19 protein-coding genes are annotated in these 20,634 nt (G+C 38.3%); 9 read left to right on the plus strand and 10 right to left on the minus strand.

From position 1 onward, the window contains the following. Positions 1-256 precede the first annotated feature (256 nt). The 7 genes from CPT03_RS20630 (at position 257) to CPT03_RS20660 (ending at position 7,767) form a co-directional block, all read left to right on the plus strand. Complete coding sequence (locus tag CPT03_RS20630) at positions 257-715, plus strand: hypothetical protein (RefSeq protein WP_099440595.1); 459 nt, start codon at positions 257-259, stop codon at positions 713-715. After that, positions 705-1,121: a DUF4397 domain-containing protein gene (locus tag CPT03_RS20635; protein WP_099440596.1), complete on the plus strand. Its 417-nt coding sequence runs from the start codon at positions 705-707 to the stop codon at positions 1,119-1,121. Before CPT03_RS20630 ends, CPT03_RS20635 begins: the two co-directional genes overlap by 11 nt. A 102-nt stretch (positions 1,122-1,223) precedes the next feature. Next, entirely contained in the window at positions 1,224-2,045 is an 822-nt protein-coding gene (locus tag CPT03_RS20640; RefSeq protein WP_099440597.1) for a universal stress protein, read from the plus strand. 148 nt (positions 2,046-2,193) lie between these two features. Further along, the gene (locus CPT03_RS20645) at positions 2,194-4,824 is read left to right on the plus strand and encodes a zinc-dependent metalloprotease (RefSeq protein ID WP_099440598.1); all 2,631 of its coding nucleotides are present in this window, start codon (positions 2,194-2,196) and stop codon (positions 4,822-4,824) included. Positions 4,825-4,942: 118 nt separating this feature from the next. Next, the gene (locus CPT03_RS20650) at positions 4,943-5,722 is read left to right on the plus strand and encodes an SDR family NAD(P)-dependent oxidoreductase (protein WP_099440599.1); all 780 of its coding nucleotides are present in this window, start codon (positions 4,943-4,945) and stop codon (positions 5,720-5,722) included. A 254-nt stretch (positions 5,723-5,976) separates the two neighbouring features. Further along, the gene (locus CPT03_RS20655; RefSeq protein WP_099440600.1) at positions 5,977-6,783 is read left to right on the plus strand and encodes a phytanoyl-CoA dioxygenase family protein; all 807 of its coding nucleotides are present in this window, start codon (positions 5,977-5,979) and stop codon (positions 6,781-6,783) included. 159 nt (positions 6,784-6,942) lie between these two features. Then, positions 6,943-7,767: an SGNH/GDSL hydrolase family protein gene (locus CPT03_RS20660; protein ID WP_099440601.1), complete on the plus strand. Its 825-nt coding sequence runs from the start codon at positions 6,943-6,945 to the stop codon at positions 7,765-7,767. Between the two features lie 9 nt (positions 7,768-7,776). Here the strand turns inward: CPT03_RS20660 and CPT03_RS20665 are convergent, their stop codons facing one another. After that, a complete protein-coding gene (locus CPT03_RS20665; protein WP_099440602.1) occupies positions 7,777-8,367 on the minus strand; it encodes a GIN domain-containing protein in 591 nt (196 codons plus the stop codon). A gap of 709 nt (positions 8,368-9,076) precedes the next feature. Between CPT03_RS20665 and CPT03_RS20670 the strand changes: the two genes are divergently transcribed. Beyond that, a complete protein-coding gene (locus CPT03_RS20670; RefSeq protein ID WP_099440603.1) occupies positions 9,077-10,294 on the plus strand; it encodes an IS4 family transposase in 1,218 nt (405 codons plus the stop codon). 79 nt (positions 10,295-10,373) lie between these two features. On the opposite strand, the gene CPT03_RS20675 is transcribed toward CPT03_RS20670, so the two are convergent. Further along, a complete protein-coding gene (locus tag CPT03_RS20675; RefSeq protein ID WP_099440604.1) occupies positions 10,374-10,853 on the minus strand; it encodes an FKBP-type peptidyl-prolyl cis-trans isomerase in 480 nt (159 codons plus the stop codon). A 127-nt stretch (positions 10,854-10,980) separates the two neighbouring features. On the opposite strand from CPT03_RS20675, the gene CPT03_RS20680 reads away from it, so the two are divergent. Beyond that, positions 10,981-11,289, plus strand: a complete 309-nt coding sequence (locus tag CPT03_RS20680; RefSeq protein WP_216641574.1) for an isoleucyl-tRNA synthetase — start codon at positions 10,981-10,983, stop codon at positions 11,287-11,289. Here the strand turns inward: CPT03_RS20680 and CPT03_RS20685 are convergent. The 8 genes from CPT03_RS20685 to CPT03_RS20720 all read right to left on the minus strand — a co-directional run bounded on the left by CPT03_RS20685 (position 11,286) and on the right by CPT03_RS20720 (position 20,468). Then, positions 11,286-13,637, minus strand: a complete 2,352-nt coding sequence (locus tag CPT03_RS20685; RefSeq protein WP_099440605.1) for a phosphocholine-specific phospholipase C — start codon at positions 13,635-13,637, stop codon at positions 11,286-11,288. The two genes, CPT03_RS20680 and CPT03_RS20685, sit on opposite strands and share 4 nt — an antisense overlap. Positions 13,638-13,710: 73 nt before the next feature. Then, on the minus strand, positions 13,711-15,066 hold the full coding sequence (locus CPT03_RS20690) for an alkaline phosphatase family protein (protein WP_099440606.1): 1,356 nt from the start codon (positions 15,064-15,066) through the stop codon (positions 13,711-13,713). 1 nt (position 15,067) lies between these two features. Further along, a complete protein-coding gene (gene eboE / locus CPT03_RS20695) occupies positions 15,068-16,276 on the minus strand; it encodes a metabolite traffic protein EboE (protein ID WP_099440607.1) in 1,209 nt (402 codons plus the stop codon). A gap of 2 nt (positions 16,277-16,278) precedes the next feature. Next, complete coding sequence (locus tag CPT03_RS20700) at positions 16,279-17,457, minus strand: 3-dehydroquinate synthase (protein ID WP_099440608.1); 1,179 nt, start codon at positions 17,455-17,457, stop codon at positions 16,279-16,281. A gap of 16 nt (positions 17,458-17,473) precedes the next feature. Continuing rightward, positions 17,474-18,361 carry a UbiA-like protein EboC gene (eboC, locus tag CPT03_RS20705; protein ID WP_216641575.1) on the minus strand — a complete coding sequence of 296 codons (888 nt, stop codon included), beginning with the start codon at positions 18,359-18,361 and terminating at the stop codon, positions 17,474-17,476. 12 nt (positions 18,362-18,373) lie between these two features. Then, positions 18,374-19,360 (minus strand): TatD family hydrolase, encoded by a 987-nt coding sequence (locus CPT03_RS20710; RefSeq protein ID WP_099440610.1) that lies wholly within the window; start codon positions 19,358-19,360, stop codon positions 18,374-18,376. A 10-nt stretch (positions 19,361-19,370) separates the two neighbouring features. Further along, positions 19,371-20,081, minus strand: coding sequence for an EboA domain-containing protein (locus CPT03_RS20715; RefSeq protein WP_099440611.1), 711 nt, complete (start codon positions 20,079-20,081; stop codon positions 19,371-19,373). Between the two features lie 12 nt (positions 20,082-20,093). Continuing rightward, a complete protein-coding gene (locus CPT03_RS20720; RefSeq protein ID WP_099440612.1) occupies positions 20,094-20,468 on the minus strand; it encodes a transmembrane 220 family protein in 375 nt (124 codons plus the stop codon). Positions 20,469-20,634 lie beyond the last annotated feature (166 nt).

Here is a 20,634-nt window from a genome sequence, read left to right on the forward strand (position 1 = left end):
TAGTGGAGGTTTCGGCAATAGTAGACAGGTAATTATGAAACCCGTTGTCCATTCATTTCGCTTCAAAGTGTGCAGTAATTACCATATAAACTGTCCATTTGACTGATTTTAAGTGTATTACAGGTGTTGTGTTGCTGTGCCTGGAAGCAATATTACACTGAACCCGGGCCCGGGAAGCACACAGGCCGGAACAAATACAGGTATACAACCTTTTGTAAGATTATCGGCCAGGTTCTAATTATAAAACAGAAAGATCATGAAATTTTTAAATACAAAATTTGCAATACTATTGGGCGTGGCTGCTATCAGAACCGCATCATGCAAAAAAACGGAATACCTGGATTCGGATAATGCCGACAGGCCACCTTTAAGTGCTAAGGTTAAACTGGTAAATGCCTTGTCTATTACCGCTCCGATTAACTTTCTGGACTTTACAAGACAGATAAATACTGCCATGATAGTTCATAATGCTTCAACTGATTACATGGATACGCAGTATGGCAAAGTACAGTACAATTCTACAGAGGGGAGCAATACGAGTTATAAATCATCATATGTATTTGGAGGTAGTGCCACCTTTGTGCAGGAGACAGATAAGGCTTCTTTTGCAGGGCCTAATGGCCCTATTGCCAGCTATTACCATACTTTATTTGCAGTGGCTAAACGCAGGCCAAGTAAATTGAATCCAGGAAACAGGGATAGCCTTGTTTTGTGATGACCTGACTACACCGGTTTCGGGTAAAGCAAAAGTTCGCTTTGCAAACTTTTCTCCTGACGCACCGAATGTTGATTTAGCTTTAGCAGGCAGTGCTGCGGTTTTTTCTAACGTTGCTTATGGCAATTTTGGCGAACAGACCATTATAACTTATGATGCAAATGGGAAAGCTCCGGCAACTATACCTGGTTTGACATGGAAAACGCTTGGCCCTTTTAAGGAAATTGATGCTTTTGCCGGTAAGAATCTGGAGGTTAAGAACAACGCCACTCAGGCAGTAATACCAATTACAGGCAACGGATTGTCTAACCTGACTTTTGAGTCAGGGAAAATATATACTGTGTTTATAAATGGCAGTGTAAATGGTACCGGAGTAAGCGCCACAATCATTACACATAACAAGTAATGTTAAAATCTAAGTGTAAAGTAAAATAAAGGTGGTTTAGGCCTTTATTTTACTTTATAAGTGCGTATATGATTAAATTTATGGGTAACTAATATTTCATATATGAACCCCATAATTGTAGCCACCGATTTTTCGGAAGTAGCCGAAAATGCTGTGGAATATGCTGCCGCTGTTGCTAAACATAATGACGCAAAACTTATACTGTATAATTCTTTTGTAATTCCTACTCATGCTGCCAATACGCTTTTACCTGCAGCAAGCATACAAAAATTGATAACTGATAATGAGATTCGTTTGATTGAAAGGGCACTTACCATATCTATAGATTATGATATTGAGGTGGAACATGAATCAGATCTCTCTTTTGTTCAGGATGCGCTGAAAAGTTTAATTGAAAAACACCAGGCTGCATTGGTTGTTCTGGGTATGAATACTAAAACACTGGAACAGGACCTATGGGGGAATACCACTACTTCGGCTATTAAGAGGCTTAATCTGCCTGTAATGGCGGTACCTTTGGGTGCCCATTTTGAGGGGACTAAAAATGTGCTTTTTGCCTGCGATGTTTTAAGCGGAATCTCTGAAAAGGTACTCGCAAATATTAAGGAACTGGCAATAGCACTAAATGCCGAGGTTGAGGTTTTTAACGTAAACGAGAAAGTTGAGGAACTGAAAATTCATGCCTCATTACCCGAGGTGAGCGCTATTGATGATGGTCTTGAGGGCATCTCTTATTATTATAAAAACGTAAATTCAAATGCCGTTATCAAAGAGATAGAAAAAGAAATTATTGATTTTCAGGCTGATCTGCTGATTATGGTTCCAAAAAGATATGGATTTTGGTCTTCTATTGTTCACCGGAGTAAAACCAGGATAATGGCTTCAGGATTAAAAATTCCGTTGCTTTCTCTTCCCATTTCCTGAGTTGGTTTTAAGAATAACCGGTTAATTTTATGAAAAGGGATTTTGACTTATTTCTTTTTGTTTGAAAATTCATATTTTTAGTAACATTTTTTGTGCAAGAGCATCATACACAAGATAACTTCATAACCTTAACAAACTATTATTTCATATGAAAAGAACCGTTACACTACTTGCACTGGTTTTAATGCTGGTAGGGGGCGCTTTTGCCCAAAAGAAGAAGAAAAAGGAACTGGCTGCCGATTCGTTAAAAAAAGCCGCAGCAGCCAAGTCCGCCAAGCCAACTATAAACGATAAAATAAAATCGAGTAAAAAAATTGATGGCCTTTTTTCGATGTACAGAGACACGGTAACCGGTAGTCTGCAGATGTATGTTAAAAAAGACCAGCTGGGTAAAAATTATATTTACCAGAGTTTTTCAATGGGTGGGCCAACAACTTTATTCCTTAACCAAAATATGATCAGGACTACCTGGTTATTCTATATCCAGAAATCTGATGATAAAATTGAGCTTCTGCAAAAGAACACTAATTTTTATTATGATAAAGCAAACCCGGTAAGTAAATCAGCAGATGTTGATGTGTCGGATGCAGTTTTTTATAGTGATAAGATTGCTGCACAGGATTCATTGGGATACCTAATTGCTGTAGATGGTCTTTTTTTAGGAGACAAGCTGGATCCTGTGAAACCGGTTTTTCCGCCAACTTTGCCTCCGGGTGCAGTATTTAACCTGGGGAACTTAAACGCTGCTAAATCTAAATACCAAAAGATCCGCTCATTTCCGGGAAATACTGATGTAGTAGTAGAACTTGCATATGACAATCCTGTGCCTTTGAATGGTGGTGGTAAAGACATTACTGATGCCCGTTATGTAAGGGTAAAAATGCAGCATTCTTTTCTTGAAGTGCCTAAAAATGATTTCCGTCCTCGTCGTGATGACCCAAGGGTAGGTTACTTTGGTGCCGAAGTAGATAACCTTACTTCTTTATCGCCAACGCCTTATAAAGATTTTATTAGCCGCTGGAACCTTAAAAAGAAAGACCCTTCTGCTGCCTTAAGCGAACCGGTTGAACCAATTGTGTTCTGGATTGAGAATACTACTCCGTTGGAATACCGCCCGATTATTAAAGAAGCGGGCGAAAAATGGAATGAAGCTTTTGAGAAGGCCGGTTTCAAGAATGCAGTTGTAATGAAAGAAATGCCTGATACTGCTACCTGGGATCCGGCTGATATTGCGTATAATGTAATTCGTTGGGTTTCCTCAGCTTATCCTTCTTATGGCGCAATCGGACCAAGTTTCTATAATCCTTTAACAGGACAGATCCTTGGTGCTGATATTACTGTTGAATGGCGCTCAGGAGCTGGAACTATTATTACCGATGATTTATATAATGGAAGTAACGGGGCTTTAAAACTACCTTGGGAAAACCCTGTTGAAGCAGTTTCGTCAAGATCAGGCCATAACCATAGCTTCGATAAAAACCACATGTCGTCTTGTACATTGGCTCAGGAATTAAGTATGCAGTATCAAACTGGCTTAACTGCCATTGAGGCTTTAGATGCTGATGTTCCGCCAGCAAAAAGAGCTGAAACTGTTCGTGAAATGCATAAACAATTCCTGTATTATCTGATAATGCATGAGATGGGGCATACGCTTGGGCTAAATCATAATATGAAAGCCAGCCAGATGCTAACCCCTGCTCAGATGAATGATGTAGCGCTTACCCGTAAAATTGGATTGCAGGGATCGGTAATGGATTACCCTGCGATAAATGTAAGCAGTGATCGTAGTAAGCAAGGCGATTATTATACTACTAAAGCCGGACCTTATGATTTGTGGGCAATTGAGTATGGTTATACTCCATTTAGTGAATCGGAAGAAGAGGCTGGATTAAATAAGATCTTAAGCCGTAGCACAGATCCGCAGCTTGCCTTTGGTAATGACGCAGATGACATGAGAAGTCCGGGCGGTGGTATCGATCCGAGAGTAAATGTTAACGACCAGACTAACGATATGGTTACTTATGGCGAGGATAGGTTTAAATTGCTTAACACTATGATGCCAAAGCTGAAATCCCGTTTTAGTAAAACAGGACAAAGCTATCAGGAGCTCCGTATGCGTTATTTACAGCTTAACGGACAACGCGCAAGTATAGCTGCAGCCATTAGCCGTTTTATTGGCGGTGTGTATGTAGACAGAAGCTTTGTAGGCCAAAAAACAACTGCAGCACCGTTTACTCCTGTTCCTGTTGCTTATCAGAAAAAGGCAATGGCCTTGTTGGGTAAATATGTATTTGCACCAAATGCTTTTGATGCCGACAGTCCGCTTTTCCCATACCTGCAGATTCAAAGACGTGGGTTTGGATTTTTTGGCACTAACGAAGACTTTAAACCTCAGAATACTTTTATGGGGCTACAGTTAAGCACACTTGCTCAAATCCTGCATCCAAATACCTTAACCAGGATAAACAACAGCGGACTTTATGGTAATACATATTCGGTAGCGAGTGTTATGAGTGATTTGGCGAATGATATTTTTGCAGCAGATCTTAAAACCAACGTGAATTTGATCCGTCAAAATCTGCAGACTGAATTTATTAAGGCTTCTGCAAGTATTGTTTCTGCCCCGGGTGGTTATGATAACGCCAGTAAAGCTGCAGCGCTATCTACACTGAAAAAGATAAAAACTCAGCTTGCCGGTGCAGTTTCTACAAATGAGCAGACAAAAGCTCACCGTACAAACCTGGCTTTTTTAATTGATAAAGCTTTGGCAGTTAAATAAAACCATACTGCTATAATAAAGAAGAGGCTATCTAATGACGAACGTACATCTTTAGATAGCCTCTTCTTTATTTTAAGAATCATACAGGCGATTATTGTAAATTTACATTTTTAGCTTTATGGATCAATTCGCATTAATAACAGGAGCAAGTAAAGGAATAGGGAAAGCCCTGGCCATTTCACTGGCGAAAAGGAAATTTAATCTTTTGCTGGTTGCCAGATCGGCCCCGGAGCTTAATATGCTTAAGTCAGAACTTTCAGCTCAATATAATGTTAGAGTTGAAGTTTTTGCATTGGATTTATCGGTTCCCGGAGTGGCAAAGCGTGTGACCGACTGGTGCACAGATAATGCATTTCCGGTTTCTGTTCTGGTTAATAATGCCGGGTTTGGTGTTTGGGGGAAATTTGAAAGCCTTCCTTTAAACGAGCAGCTGAATATGCTGCAATTAAATATAACTGCACTTACTGAACTCACATACTATATGCTCCCGCTTTTAAGACGAAACCAGCAAGGTTATGTGCTGAATGTTTCCAGCACGGCTGCGTATCAGTCCGTACCTACGCTGGCATTGTATGCGGCATCTAAATCATACGTTTTGTCGTTTAGCAGGGCTATAAGGTATGAACTTAAGGATTCTTCCATATCAGTTACCTGTCTCAGCCCGGGTCCGGTTGGAACCGGTTTTGCCGAAAGGGCAGGACTTTCAGCTATCAATGATATAGCTGAAAAATTTAATATGGATGCAAATGTAGTTGCTGATTTTGCGGTTAAAGGAATGCTGAATAGAAAAGCCGAAATAATACCCGGTTTTACCAACATTATCTCAGCATATGCAAATAGAATCTTACCAAAATCACTCATAGAAAGGATTACCGCCGGTATCTATAATGTCAAATAATCAGTAGTAGAAAAATATTTTTTTAAAATAAATGCTTGGTATTCAATATATTTTATATGTTTGTAAGATAAACTACTAAACATATAGACTATGTCTATTAAAACAGATAACAACTATTCACTAAATCGCTCCATGGCCATGCTTCAGATGATGAAGCCCATGCAGTGTTGTTGCTGTTAATTTCTTTGGGCCATCTTGAGCCCCCTTTCTGATTTCAAATAATACCTTCTTTTAATTTTTTACAAAATATACCTATGGCAACTTCATATCCAAAGTTTTCATTAGCTGAAACTTTAACCGCTGAACAAAAAGACTTTTTTAATACAAATGGATTTATTCATTTTAAGAACTTTATAACACCTCAAACTGTAAAATCAATTGTAGATGCTTCTCTGGATGTACAAAAAAATTGGCTAAGTAAGGAGGTAAATAAGGTTAATGGTGTTCCGATAAAATATGGACGTGATCTTGATGGCTCGCAGATAGTACAGCGTTTTGCATTTATCAATCAGCATCATTCGGCCTTTAGCGGGCTCTTACTTGATCCAAGACTAAATGGATTACTTGAGCTTGCCGGTGCCGGTGCCAGACTTGGCGAAAGCGAAAAGGACGGAATGGTTTTTAACCACTATGTAAATGGTCCGGATAGTAAATTCACTAAAATGGGCTGGCATACGGATGGGCTAAGAGACATTTTTTATGGGCAAAAGTTAAACCCGATGCTTAATGTAGGAATACATCTTAATAATCTGGAACCTGAAAATGGGGGTTTAAGGATAATTCCGGGGACTCATAAGCAGGGGCTTTATCAAATGCTTTTCAGAAAAAAATACTTTCTTGACCATGATGAGGATGCAGAAGAAATTGCAGTGATACCGGAGGTTGGCGATCTTACCGTTCATGATGGTAGGTTATGGCACCGCGTTGCTCAATCTAATGTAATTGGAGAGCAAAGCCGCAGACGTGTAATTTACATTCCTATTATTGCCGGTAAATACGCACCTAAAAACGAGAATAGTCCAACTGTGTTTTACCAGCGTTTTGCAGGTATCGTAAAATAAGCAAGCATGTTATTTTTAATTGTAATTAATTATCTGGTAAGGTCAGGCCGACTGGATAAGCCTATTTTGTTTGTAAAAACCGTATATAAAAGAAACTTTGCCAGATAAGTTGTAATCGCATTTTATTCTTATGTTTACTAAAAAGTAAACCTGAATTAAATGAGAAGAATATTATTGCTGCTTGCTATTATTGTTACCCTTGGGTCTTTTACTCCGAAGGAGATTACATGGACTGCCATTGGCGATTCGATTACTTATTTAAATGATCATCAGGATGAAACAGGTAATCGTGTTACCAGCGGATACATGACCAGGGTGGTAAGCAAGTTGCCTAATATTCGTTACAACAATCAGGGACACAATGGTTGGACCGCAGTTGGCATTGCCAAAGAAATTGAAAATCTGGGCATCCAAAAATCTGATGTGTATTCAGTTTTTTTAAGTACAAATGATTGGTGGTCAGGTATGCCATTGGGAACCTTAAGCGACTATATTAATAATACCGGCCTCAAAACGGTTTACGGATCGTACCGCATCATTATTAATAAGCTCAAAGCCCTTAATCCTGATGCTAAAATTATCTTGATTACCCCGATGCAGCGCGTAGATTTTGTATATATAGGCGATAGCCACAACAATGCATGGGGATCTTATAAAGAGAAAAAAGGACAGATGTTATCTCAATTTGCTGACGCTGTTAATGAAATAGGTCGGCATGAGCACTTTAAAGTGGTAGATCTGTATCACAAGAGCGGGATGGAACTGAATACTCTGGTAAAGTATAAAAGATTAAAGGACCCTGAAACGGGAGCGTATAAAAATTATAGCTATCCTGATTTTAAAGATATCCCATTTAACCCTGATACCGATGAATACCCTTATCCGGTAGAGGCAAGCAACAATACTTACGACGGATTGCATCCATCAGATAAGGGTTATCAGGTTATAGCGGACATGCTGATTAAGATCCTGAAAAAATATTAATACCTGAGTTTAGTTTGAAGCTAATGGCTCAGAAGTTAACTTGTCAGTTTTCCGACATACAAAATTTTCAAATACAATGCCTTCTGAATTATTGGCTATATAAGTATGTGATTCTGCGGAGCCACTTAATTTTAAGGTTGATGCATCTTTAAGAATGGTGTACATGCTATTTGCATTGGCTTTTACATCGGCTCTTGCATTGTCATTTAAAAAGATTTGCAGGTAAGTAAGATTAAGTGTGCCCATTGTAGTTATTGAAGCATCGTCGAATGCCTGGATTCTGCACAAATCTTTTACTGTAACGGTAATAGTTACCGGAGATTTTTCTGTGGAATTGATTAATAAAGAATAGCCTTTTCTGGCAATTGTGGTTTTTGAAGGATTATAATATTCCTCAATCCTGACCTCTTCCTTCAGGCCTTTTATTAAAATAATTTTTGCGTTACCGGTAATAACAACCTTGTTAAAGCTTACAGTGGCTGCTTTAAAAGATAGCACCAGCGGTGAAACTGGATTTGCTGCAAAAGTAGTAATAGCTGAAGATGTTAAAACGATGGCTGTAAGTGCCGATGCGACTAGGGTTTTTGTTAGGGTTTTCATGATGTTGTGTTTTTAAGAATCCATTTGATGTTTGTCAATAGGATGCTTTCTTCACAAGAAAAGTTGCACGGAAATTATCTGTTTTATACAATTGGCAGATAATACACGACAAACAGTCAAAAAAAGTCGACCAACTAAAAAGAAATAAAGTAGGATTGGTTATAACGGGAAATGGTTAAAATAAGAAAAGGGGATAAGCCTTTCGACTTACCCCCTTTAAATTAACGCTCTCGGGGACAAATGTAATAAATGTTTAAACACTTATTTATCATAGAATTGTCATCAGTTGCTTTTATAAGTTGGATTCTCTGCGTTTTTTTGGCACAAAAAAAAAGGTAGTCTTATCCAAGCACTACCTCTTTTTAACCAAATATAAACCCAGTATGAACGGGATCTTTTTCTTTAAGACAATAATCGCACCATTGTCTGTTTTTATCATTTAATAATCAGCTGCGCTGTATTAACAATGCAAATGTAAGCATTATTTTTAGATAGTGTAATAAATACACTAAGTTATTTTTCAAATGACACTATTATGGCAATTCTGTGCATAAAAAAAGGGGCGCAGGCCAGTCATGGTCGGAAGAAAAATCTTCCGACTTTTTTGCGTAAAAGAGTTTTTTGTTTACATAAATACCTGATAATCAGTTGTTTATGCTTGTTTTTGTGGATTTAAATTAGTATCTTAATTGCTGATAATCAATAAGATATGGCAAAATTTAAAGATCATGCTATCAGTGCAAAACATCTATTAGGGTACATTCCTGAGGCGCTGATATCAAATTTATCCCTCACTACCAAGATCGATCATTACGCGAAGGTTCTTCATGGTAATAAGCTATTCTATCTTCTGTTGTATGGTATCTTGGATAATGAAAAACTAAGTCAACGAACTTTAGAGGATACCTTCAATGATTCTGTATTCAAAGTACTTTTTAATCTGGATGAGGATGAACGGGTACGCAGAAGCTCCATTTCAGAGCGACTTTCTAAAATAGATCCAGATTATTTTAAGCAGATCTATGAATGCATTTACGATCAGTTCTCCAGTTTGTACTCCCTAACCGAAAGAGAGAAATATAACCTTATCCGTGTTGATAGCTCAATGGTTAGTGAGACGGTTGGTAAGTTAACCGAAGGGCTTGATAACAAAAGTGGTAAGAAAGCAGTGAAATATAGTATTGCCTTTGATGGAGTATTACCATGTCAATCCCATGTATTTACCTCCAAAGGCTATGCCAGTGAAGATCTTGCATTGCCTGAAGCAGTAGTGGCTCATGTGAAGAAAGAAACAGATCATCAAAACATTTATGTGATGGATAGAGGTTTGCAATCAATCAGAAACATGAAAACATTTAGTTCCAATGCAATAACATTCATTTGCAGGACCAAAGAAAATAAGAAATTCGTTGAACTCGAGTCGCTTATCCAGGAGAATCAAGACTTGGACCTAGGCGAATCCAATCTATTAAAGGACTCTAAAGTTCAATTGTATACTGGTGTAGCGGTAAATAACAAAAAGGGGAATAAACATTTCAGAGAAGAACTAGTAGATAGTCCCTTTCGTCTTATTATTGTGGAAAGCAAGTTGGATGGCAAGAAATATTGGTTTTTGAGCAATGATTTTGATCTGTCTGCAAAGGAAATGGCTCAAGCATATAGGAGACGCTGGGATATAGAGGTATTTTTTAGGTTTCTAAAACAGGAACTCAATATGAGCCACCTTGTGTCTTTGAATAAGAACGGAATACAGGTAATGCTGTACATGACATTAATGACGGCCATGTTGGTGCTGATATATAAAAAAGCAAATAAATTGACTTACAAAACAGCAAAAAGACGGTTCTCCATGGAAGTAAGGGACTTAGCTATTGCCCTAATCGTTGTGCAATGCGGAGGAGACCCAGGCCTGTTTTTTAAAACATAAAAAATGGCCGGAATTTCTTCCGACCATGACTGGGCGCAGGCCCCTTTTTAATAATGTTATAAATATTTGATATTTGTTTTTATTGTAAATCTGTTATTTCGATAGTGAAATCAAGAACTGAATTAGCAGGTACAGGACCGTTTTTTACATTGCCATAAGCATAATAAGAAGGAATAATTAAACGGATTTTACCGCCCTTTTGAATTAGCGGAAGCCCGATTTGCCATCCGGCAATTATCCCGCCCATTGTAAACTTTGCACCATTATTGGTTTCGAACTGAGTTCCATCTAATAGCCTTCCTGTATAGTTGCAAGTTACAAGTGTAGTGGCCTTATATTCGATATTTCCGGTTCCAGGGGTAATGATCTGATAAAACAGTCCAAATTCTTCGTCCTTTTTTGTAACAAGATTATTTTTTGTTACAAAAGCCCTTATAGCATTTGTATCTGTTGTAAACTGAGCTACAGGATCGTGGGTATCTTCAACAAGGTCTTTTTTACAAGCTGCAAGGCATCCTGCCATACAGATGAAAAGTAATAGGTATTTAATTTTGGTCATGGTAAATCAAATATAAGTTTTTTTAAATCATTTATAAGAAGTTAATAAGTCGTTTTAGCTCAGCCATTAATTGCAAAGTGGTTTGATTTTTGTCCGAAGTTTTAAACCATTTAAATAGCCTCCAATCATGATCAGAACTCTAAAACTTCAAAAAGCGGTAATTGCCTTTATATTAGGCGTACTTGCATTAATTGCTTATAAAGTAATGAGTGTAAAGGAACTGGAATCAAGCAATTACATGTTGTCATTAGCGGGCATCTTATTTATAGCGGGTGCACTAATGCTCATCTATCCAATTTTATTTGCAAAAAAAGATAAAGAAGGCTGTGTAGAGCTTGATCCGGAAATACAAGAAGAAATGGCCTCCGCAGAGGCACAGAGCTCTTCAATTGAATCACCAATAGCCACTGAAACCGAAGCAACGGAAAAGCCTTAAATCACCCCACCCATATATGGATCTGTTATTGAATCTTCTCCTGTTTCAACATGTCCGGCATATTGTTTAGAAAATATGTTGTTACCCTCTTGTTGAATTGTAAAATCATACCATCCTGAACTCCCATGCAGATCAACAATCAATGTTTTTTTGCTTTTTGAGCTTAAGGATAAAGATTTGGTATTACTACTCTTATAAGCATTATCGGTAATGTTTAATTTTAAATCCTGATCGCTTTCGTTTTCCAGAATAAGCTCAATATTTCCACTTGGCTTTTTGGTTAAAAAGCCATTAAGCTCATATCTGCAGTTAACTTTTAAAGAAGGATCATTTTTATTGCCTTTAAATTCTCTGAAAAAACCGTTGGGGGCACTTACGCATAGATTGTATTGCCCATCACCAAAGTTTTGTAAAGTAAGATGATCCGTAATTTTATCTCCATTTTTTACAGCATAAGCCCAGGTTTTTCCTGGCTGTCCTTTATACAAATTGGTGGTATAAACATTAAATGGAGCACCTACGGGTAGTGTTTTTTGTCCGAAATTCCCTTTGCCAGCCGCTAAATAAAGCTCAACACTGGTGCCAGCCTCATTAAGATTACACTCTGCAAATAGCTGATATGGTAAAGCACAAGCTTTGCTTGTTCCGCGTTCCTGTTGGGGCAGATAAGTACCTGAAGCTATTTCGGCTTTTGATAAAGGATTAGGTTTAACCTGCGCAGGCTTATTCTTTGCATTTTGAATGCCAGTAACCACCTCTTCTCTTTTTAAAGGTGTTGGTGCGCCGGAGGCCATTCCTGTTGATGGCCTAAAGGCCGAAGTCAGGTCTCCGCATATTACTCTTCTCCAGCTGCTAATCTTATTACTGCGAATCTTTTTGCCGGTTTTTTTACTAAGGATATTTTCTAAAAACATCAATGTAGAAGTGTGGTCAAAAACCTGCGAATTTACATAGCCACCTTTGCTCCATGGCGATGCAATAATCATTGGCACACGATAGCCTAATCCAATTGGGCTATCTTTTTTTAGCTCATAATCAGCATCAACTGAAATCCCTTCTGAGACTTTTCCGCTTGCAGGGTCATTAGGTTTAGGAACTACATATGGAGGTATATGGTCAAAGTAGCCATCATTTTCATCATAGGTAAGTATAAAAACAGTCTTTTTCCATATTTCAGGATTCTTTGTTAAGATGTCAAGCGCTTCAGAAACATACCAGGTTCCGTATAAAGGTGAGCTGGTGTGGTCTGAGAATCTTTGTGGCGCTACCAACCATGAAACAGTAGGGAGCTTGCCGTTGTCTACATCATTACGGAACTGATAGAAGATATCGTTTTTTGGAATGTTAACAGTTTCTTCATGTCCTTCGTCATTAGTAAAAGTAAACGGAGCAAGTTCCAGATAGTTAAACGGTGCATTTATATTGCTGGCAAATGCCTTATCTATTAAGTTTTTTTCGCGGACAGATAGCTTATTGTATTTCTCAGTTACCTGGGCTGCAGTAAGAGGAGGTTTATTGGTATGATCGCCATTTTTTCTGAAATATGCCGCAAGCTTAACATTATAACGCTTTACATACTCAATTGCATTATCTCCATAATTGCCCAGCCAGTCATCTACATTATCTCCTTGTAAATCGGCTGTCCATATTTCATTTTGGTAAATCTTCCAGTCAATACCATTATCTTCCAATACTTCAGGAAAGGTATCCCAGTCTACAAAAGCATTGTCTCTTGATTCTGCCTGTGAATTATTTACTGCCGCTACCGAACTTCCATTCAATTCGGGCCTGATGTTACCGGTCCAGAAAAATAATCTGTTTGGTGTAGTTCCTGTTAAAGATGAGCAAAAGTTATGGTCGCAAATGGTAAAAGCTTCGGCCATTGAATAATAAAATGGAATGTCTGTTCTGTCGTAATATCCTAAACACATTAGTGATTTTACGGGCACCCATTTGTCGTACTTTCCATTGTTTCTGGCAGCAAGCTGATCCGACCACGAGTGCGGCAGTCCGCCTTGCCAGGTAATCTTAGTTTTATTGATGTCTACATGAAACGGGGCATAAGTTTTTCCCTCATTATCCTTTTGTAGCCAAACTTTGTTCTGGTCAGGAAGTGTAAAGGTTCTTGGATCATTAAAGCCGCGCACACCTTTCAGTTTGCCAAACATGTGATCAAAAGACCGGTTTTCCTGCATCAGGATTACAACATGCTCTGCATCGTGGAAGGTAGATCCGGGGTCTGCCTCAATTGCCATTGCCTTTTGGATAGACATGGGAATTACATTAGGTAAACCAGCTGCTCCCGACAATAGGGCAGCCTTTTTAATAAAGTCTCTTCTTGAGTCCATAGTGGTTCATTTAGGTGTTGTGTGTTTGAACCAAATGTAATAAGAATAGAAATAAGTTGGTAAACCTATAGGATTATCCTTTTAAGGCCTTCCAGATCAGATCATGAACTTCTGTAGCTTGTATATTGTCGTTGTTGTTTAGCTTTTGATCTGTAATCAGAACAGGGTGGAACTCTGGCGGGGTATTAACGCTACCGTGCGAACCTTTAATTAAAGTAGCATCCAATGGAATAACATCCATAACATAGCGGAAGCCGGCTTTTTTTCTTAAAAGCTTATACGCCGCACGTGGTTTAGATGACATGAACATTTCTACAGGGTCATATCCGGGTTTTTTATGGATATCTACACATCTGGCATAATCTGGAGCTACTGCATCATCAAGCCAGAAATAATAGGTAAACCAGCTTTCAGGTTCAGCAACCAATACAAAGTCACCGGCCCTTTCATGGTCTATTCCGTATTTCTTTTTGCCTTCTTTATCTAAAACCAGTGCAATGCCTGGCGTTTTTTCTAAAATAGCTTTTACTTTATCAGTTACCGATGGGTCATTGATGTAAACATTTGCAACCTGATGGTCAGCTACTACAAAAGCTTTGGATGCCCCTGCGTCTAATAATTCCAGACCCCGCTCTACTCGGATTTGCAACAGACCGTTTTCTCTAAATACTCTGTTTATGTGAATAGGTTTGTTCACCGGAACAATGCCGTATTCAGAAAGGATAATAATATTGGCACCTTTCTTTTCGTAGAATAGAACTAAATCCTTTACCAATTCATCAACTTCACCAAGCTCTTTACTGATCTTATCAAAATCGTTACCGAATTTTTGCAAACAATAATCCAGATGAGGCAGATATATTAGCGTAAGCGTAGGGTTATAAAGATCTTCTGTAATCATGGATGCATCAGCAATCCACCTGCTTGATTTTATATTGGCACCCGGTCCCCAAAATTGAAAAAGTGGAAACTGACCTAGTTTCTCCTGTAAAATATCACGTAATTCTGCCGGTTCCGAATAACAATCAGGCATTTTTCTGCCATCAGCCAGGTAGTTCGGACGAGGGGTTACCCCATAATCAGCATTTGAATACATATTGTACCACCAGAACATGTTGGAGCAGGTAAAATTAGGGTCTTCTTTTTTTGCTTTGTCCCAGATCTTCTCTGCAAGCACTAACTTATTTGATTGCTTCCAGAATTTAATTTCCGAATCAATATTGTCATACCATCCATTTCCTACAATTCCATGCTCAGTTGGCAGTTTCCCTGTTAAATAAGTTGATTGTACACTGGTAGTTACAGCCGGTAGCATTGGCGCTATTGCACCAAAGTTTTTATCTTTTATGTATTGTTCTAAAAAAGGAGTGTGCTTGCCAATAAGGTTTGAGGATAAGCCAACAACATCTATTACTACAGTTTTCTTCATCTTATATATTGGATTTAATTACCCAGTTCAATTCATTGCTTATAGATTGGGCAATCGGTAATTTTAACTGCTCTGGCAATACTTCCCAGGTATAGGTTTCTACTTCCAGATGGTTAGTGAAAGGAGCATTTTTTTGAAGTTCAAGAACTGTGGTAATGTCATCCTGAGTAGATTCCAGTACACCTATCTCCTTAATTGATATGGGAACATGAAAATGTGCTCTCCATTGGGTTGTTTCCTGATTTTCAAAGTCACCAAGAGCAGGGCTAAGGTCTGAGTAGCGAATTAAACCACCATCTTTTTTCAGTGCCACTACCTGATGCAGGTAAGTAGGCTCATTAAAGGTTTGGAAGCTGCTTTTTATACTCTCTTTTTCTGCCTCCGGTTTATCCAGATCCGCTTTTAAAGCAGCGCTGATCTGTATTTTCCCTACCTTAATGCCTTTTAATTCAAGTTCTTTTAATACCTCAGCATGAGCTTCAAAGCCTATTGCGAAGTGACAAACATCATAGCAAAGGCAAAGATGTTTTTTAATTAACAATGTGGCCTCATCACTGGTAACATTAAATGAATTCTCAATTGCCGGAATTCCAAGTGGCAGTAAATCATTCTCAAACCAGTCTATAAATTCCCGTCCGGTTTCAAGTATACCATCCGGTTCCGGTTCCAGGTCAAGGTGCATGATTTGACCTGTCTGTTTAGCAATTGTAATTAACTCTTTTATAACCCATACTACGTTTAGGGTAGCGGTGCGTTTGGCCTGTTCAAAGTGATCTGTAGTTTTAAACCAGTGCCTGTAACTTAGCGGCGATGTTGAAATTCCGCCATCCATCCCCTCTGGCAATAAAGACTGAAGAATTCTAAAAAGCCTTATTGTATAATCTCTGCGTGCATCAGTGGTCCAATCAGGCGTGTGTACATCCTCTTTAACCACAATGCGATGAAATTCTCCGTAAGGGAAACCATTCATGGTAAAAACATAGGCGTCATTTTCCTTAAGCCACTGTTTAAATTCGGTTAAAGCATTGTCTTTAGCCAGTTCAAGGCTAGAGATATTAGACAATCTGAGGCCTAATCCTAGAGGCTGATCAGGAGAAACAGATTGTTTAATAACCGGAAAATTCTCTTGTAAAGCTTTAAAATCGTCGCTCCAGTTTTTACCAGGATGTATATTTGTGCAATAGGTTAAATGGCCTGTGTTAACTTTCATTTTTAGTGATCACTTAATGGTAAACCAGCATGCGTGCTGGTGAAGTTTAAAACATAGTTGCTTGCTTCTATCAACAACTTGTGGTCCATTTGGTGTACCTCTTTCCCGGTACCCAAATCAGTAAGTAAAGTAATGGTAAGCTTACCGCCCAGATGCTCCTGAAACTCTGCCAATCCACGAAGTATTGGAGATTCAGTATCGTTAATCTGAATAAACGGATTAGAAATGTCAAAAGATAAATGAAGCATTACATTTAATATGCGCTGTAATTTTTCTTCCGTTAACATTCCGGTTAAGAAAGAATAAGTACTATCTAATGCAATGCCCATTGCTACAGCCTCACCATGTAAAACACTAAAATTGCTTAACTGCTCAAGTTTATGTGCACTCCAGTGGCCAAAATCTAAAGGTCTGGCCGATCCTGTTTCAAACGGATCGTCTCCTGCAATATGGTTTAAATGTAATTGGGCACAGCGCTTAATCAGATAATTCATGGTATCCATATCACGTGCAACCAATTGTGCGGTATTCGCCTCAATCCAGTAAAAAAACTCAGGATCTTTGATTAAAGCTACCTTAACTGCTTCCGAAATACCCGAACGCCAGTCTCTGTCGTTAAGTGTAAGTAAGAACTGATCGTCATTTAGCACAGCTGATGGCGGTGCAAAAGTGCCAAGAAAGTTCTTTTTGCCTTTGTAATTGATGCCGTTTTTAACACCAATGCCAGAATCATTTTGAGAAAGAACAGTTGTAGGGATGCGGATATGTTTAATGCCTCGGTGCGAAACTGCAGCAGCATAACCAACAAGATCAAGCACAGCACCTCCGCCAATTGCAGCAATGTACGAATGTCTGTCAATACCATAAACATTCACCGCTTCAACCAGTTGGTCAAAAAGAGCAGTGTCGTTTTTTGATGCTTCTCCACCCGGAACAATCATTATGTCATTTATCAATTGTACATCGCTATGCTGTGCAAAGTATGCCCTGATTGATGTTACAAGGTTTGGATGAGCATCGGCAACACCCTTGTCAAGTACAAAAAATATTTTGCGCAAAGCCTCCGAAGGCTTCTCCTTAAAGAAGTTTGCCAGTATAGGATTGCCGGTATCAAATAGTGAAGAGGTAAAGTATATTTTATACTCAAATTTTACACTAAACGACTGTTCTAAATAACTCATAGTTGAAAATTCCTGACTAAGTAACCGCGAATGCCTTACTTAGTAATATTGATAATGGTAATAAAATAACAATTGATAGGGCCACTTTCCAGTCTGCAAAAACACTGGCCCAGGCAGCATTCATTAATATTAGTGCAATTACACCTGATTTTACTGCTTTACCTATGTTTGGGCCTATTGGATTTTTTATGGCTTTTAACAGCGGTATAAATATCATTAAAGCGAAAGGGATAATAAATGCCAGGGTGATGGGTAAACCTCCTCTGGTAGTTGCGAAAAAAAGTATACTTGCAATAACTACTGCATAAAGTAGTGCCGCAAAATACAGCATTTTTTTGCTTCCGCCATGTACCTCGCCTCTGCTAATCATAGTAATTGATGCAATATAAATAATAGGCACTAAGGCTAAAAACCACCATTGCTGTACCTGAGAACTGATAATACTTACACCCAGCAACAAATTTAATCCACGACAAAAGCCCATGTTAAGCGGACCTAAAATAGAATGATGTTTGGCCCATTTGTTATAGGTAAGGCAGGCAATCATGATAGAAACCGCAATTACTGATGTTGTTGTGCCAAACAGATTAGCGGCCGCAATTCCTATAAAGAAGAATACTGCACCAAATATGGTAGCTGCTTTTTTACTTATCAGGCCACTTGGAATAGGACGTTCCGGACGTTCAACTTTATCCAAATCAGCATCAAATACATCATTAAAAATAATACCACCACTGTACAAACCTATTGTCGAGATGCATAGCAATATAACCGGAAGCTGTAAACTGTTCCAGCTACTTATAGAAAAAGCTCCTGCTATGGCTATACCGGCAAGTACATCTGCCACCGAAGTAACTACATTTGCAGGCCGCATTAACCTTATATATCCTAATAGTTTTTTCAATTCAATAACTAATTAAGAAATGATAATAGAGTTTTTATCTATTCTTGGTTGTTGCCCGCCACGCAGAATCGAATTACTCTCAAATTTCTGACTCTGATCAATGTTTTTAACAGCAATAAAATCATTCTCATCAATCTGTCCGCTTTGTGCAAATGCAGTTATTGCATTTCTGTAGCTCACCAGTTCAATATCAGGAAGACTGATTCCCGATTTTTTCATTAATGCTGCAGTTTTAGGCACCGCAAGAGGATCAGAAATGCCCCAGTCAGCTGCAGAATTGATCATCACCCTTTCCGATCCATACTGTTTTACCACCTCTACCATTCGCTCATTGCCCATTTTTGTAAAAGGATAAATGGTAAATGCTGCCCAGAAACCTCTGTCTAAAACTTCCTTAACAGTTTCTTCATTATTGTGGTCTACAATTACAGAATACGGAGAAAGGCCATGTTCAATGGCGATATCCATACTGCGTTGTGTGCCTTTTTTCTTGTCTCTGTGTGGGGTATGAATTTGTACAGGTAATCCAGATTCTTTAGCCAATTCCAATTGCAAGCGGAAATATTTTTCTTCGGCAGCAGTCTGGTCATCAAAACCAATCTCACCAATACCAACTACTCCTTCTTTAAAAATAAAGAGCGGTAGAACCTCCATTACCTGTTCGGCCAGTTTTTCATTATTGGCCTCACGAGAGTTTAAACCTATAGTACAATAATGTTTAATGCCGAATTGAGAAGACCTGAATCTTTCCCATCCAATAAGACTGCTATAATAATCGGTAAAGCTATCTACTCCGGTACGTGGTTGTCCCAGCCAAAAAGCCGGTTCTATTAAAGCAACAATTCCTGCATCGGCCATAGCCTGGTAGTCATCTGTAGTACGAGAGGTCATGTGTACATGCGGGTCAAAAAATTTCATCCCGCTGATGTCGTTTAAATCAAGAGAAGTTTGAATTTTTTCTCCTTCATTTCTTTCCTGAAAATTATCATTACAGCACATAATTCAAAATTTATATTTTCTGATTTTTTTGTTCTATCAATTTATAGATCTCCGGGTTAACTGTTCTGTGGGCGGCTAAACGTTCTTGTACATAGTCGCTTAAAGTATCTGTCAGTGCCTGATTCGATCTTTCTTTTAATCCGGTGATGTTATTTACATCTTTTTCTGTAAAAAATGCCTTTAGCACCAATTGGTTCCATGCTCCTTCCGACAGAAAATGAGCCGGATAAGGATTGTGGTACATAATGGCCTCCAGTACAGTACCAATATTACTGCGGATTCCGTCTTCGCATCTGCCGATCCACTCTTCAGCATATGCTAAAAATGGCAAAGCCGAATAAAGTGCAATCTGCTCATTCATCTCAGAAGCTATAAATAAACCATTTATCTTTTTCAGATAAACATCTTTATCTTCAGAGGGAACCTGCATCAATAAATAAACACGAGATAACCTGTCGGCAGTCCAGTTATTTAATGAAAAGCCAGGTGCCAGTTTATTTATTTTTTCTTCATCTTCCGCCTGTACCTCTATAGATTTTTTTCCTGCCAATCTTGGCAGATGAGAAAAAGTAAGATTTAACTGTATTGACTTTTCTTCTGTTTTAATTAACCCAATCTTATTCTCTAACCACAACAAGGCATCACTGCTAAGATTTTGTTTAATGATTTGCAGAAAAAGATCATTGAGGCTTTTTATCCCTTCTATATCTATCAAAAGCATGATGTTCTTTTTTTATAAATTGATAGCCACAAAATAGTTTATAGCCAGTGCACCACTTATAATCAGCAGACCAAAAAACTCTCTGGCTTTCTCAATATAAGGCTTGGTGGCCTGCATACTCTCAACTAAGCTTGGGCGTCGGTACTTTATTATCCAGTCGCGCACTCCGTCTTTAGCAAAAAACAGGATGATTGCGTAAATAAGATAGAAAGATATGGCAACAAGGTATACGATAGGATAAAAAAGATTAAAAATGGCAAATCCACAACAAATGGAAGCCACCATATAGATAGGCACCCAAAGCCATGAATCTTTATCATTAAGGTTTACATACGCGAAAAGTATAAACGCGACGCAAAAAACGGAGTTTAAGATGCTAAGCAGCATAACAAAGAAGATTAAATTTGTGTGTTTATTTAATTAATAAATACAAATAAACAGATAATTAACTCGATTTAGTAAAGTCGTAATGTAAAAAAAGAAATATGAAACATAAAAATTTTACATCTAATGTGTTGGTTTTTATGTAATTTCATTGGCAAAGCAGTTATTT

Origin of the sequence: Pedobacter ginsengisoli (assembly GCF_002736205.1) — a bacterium.
Taxonomy (GTDB): Bacteria; Bacteroidota; Bacteroidia; order Sphingobacteriales; family Sphingobacteriaceae; genus Pedobacter; species Pedobacter ginsengisoli_A.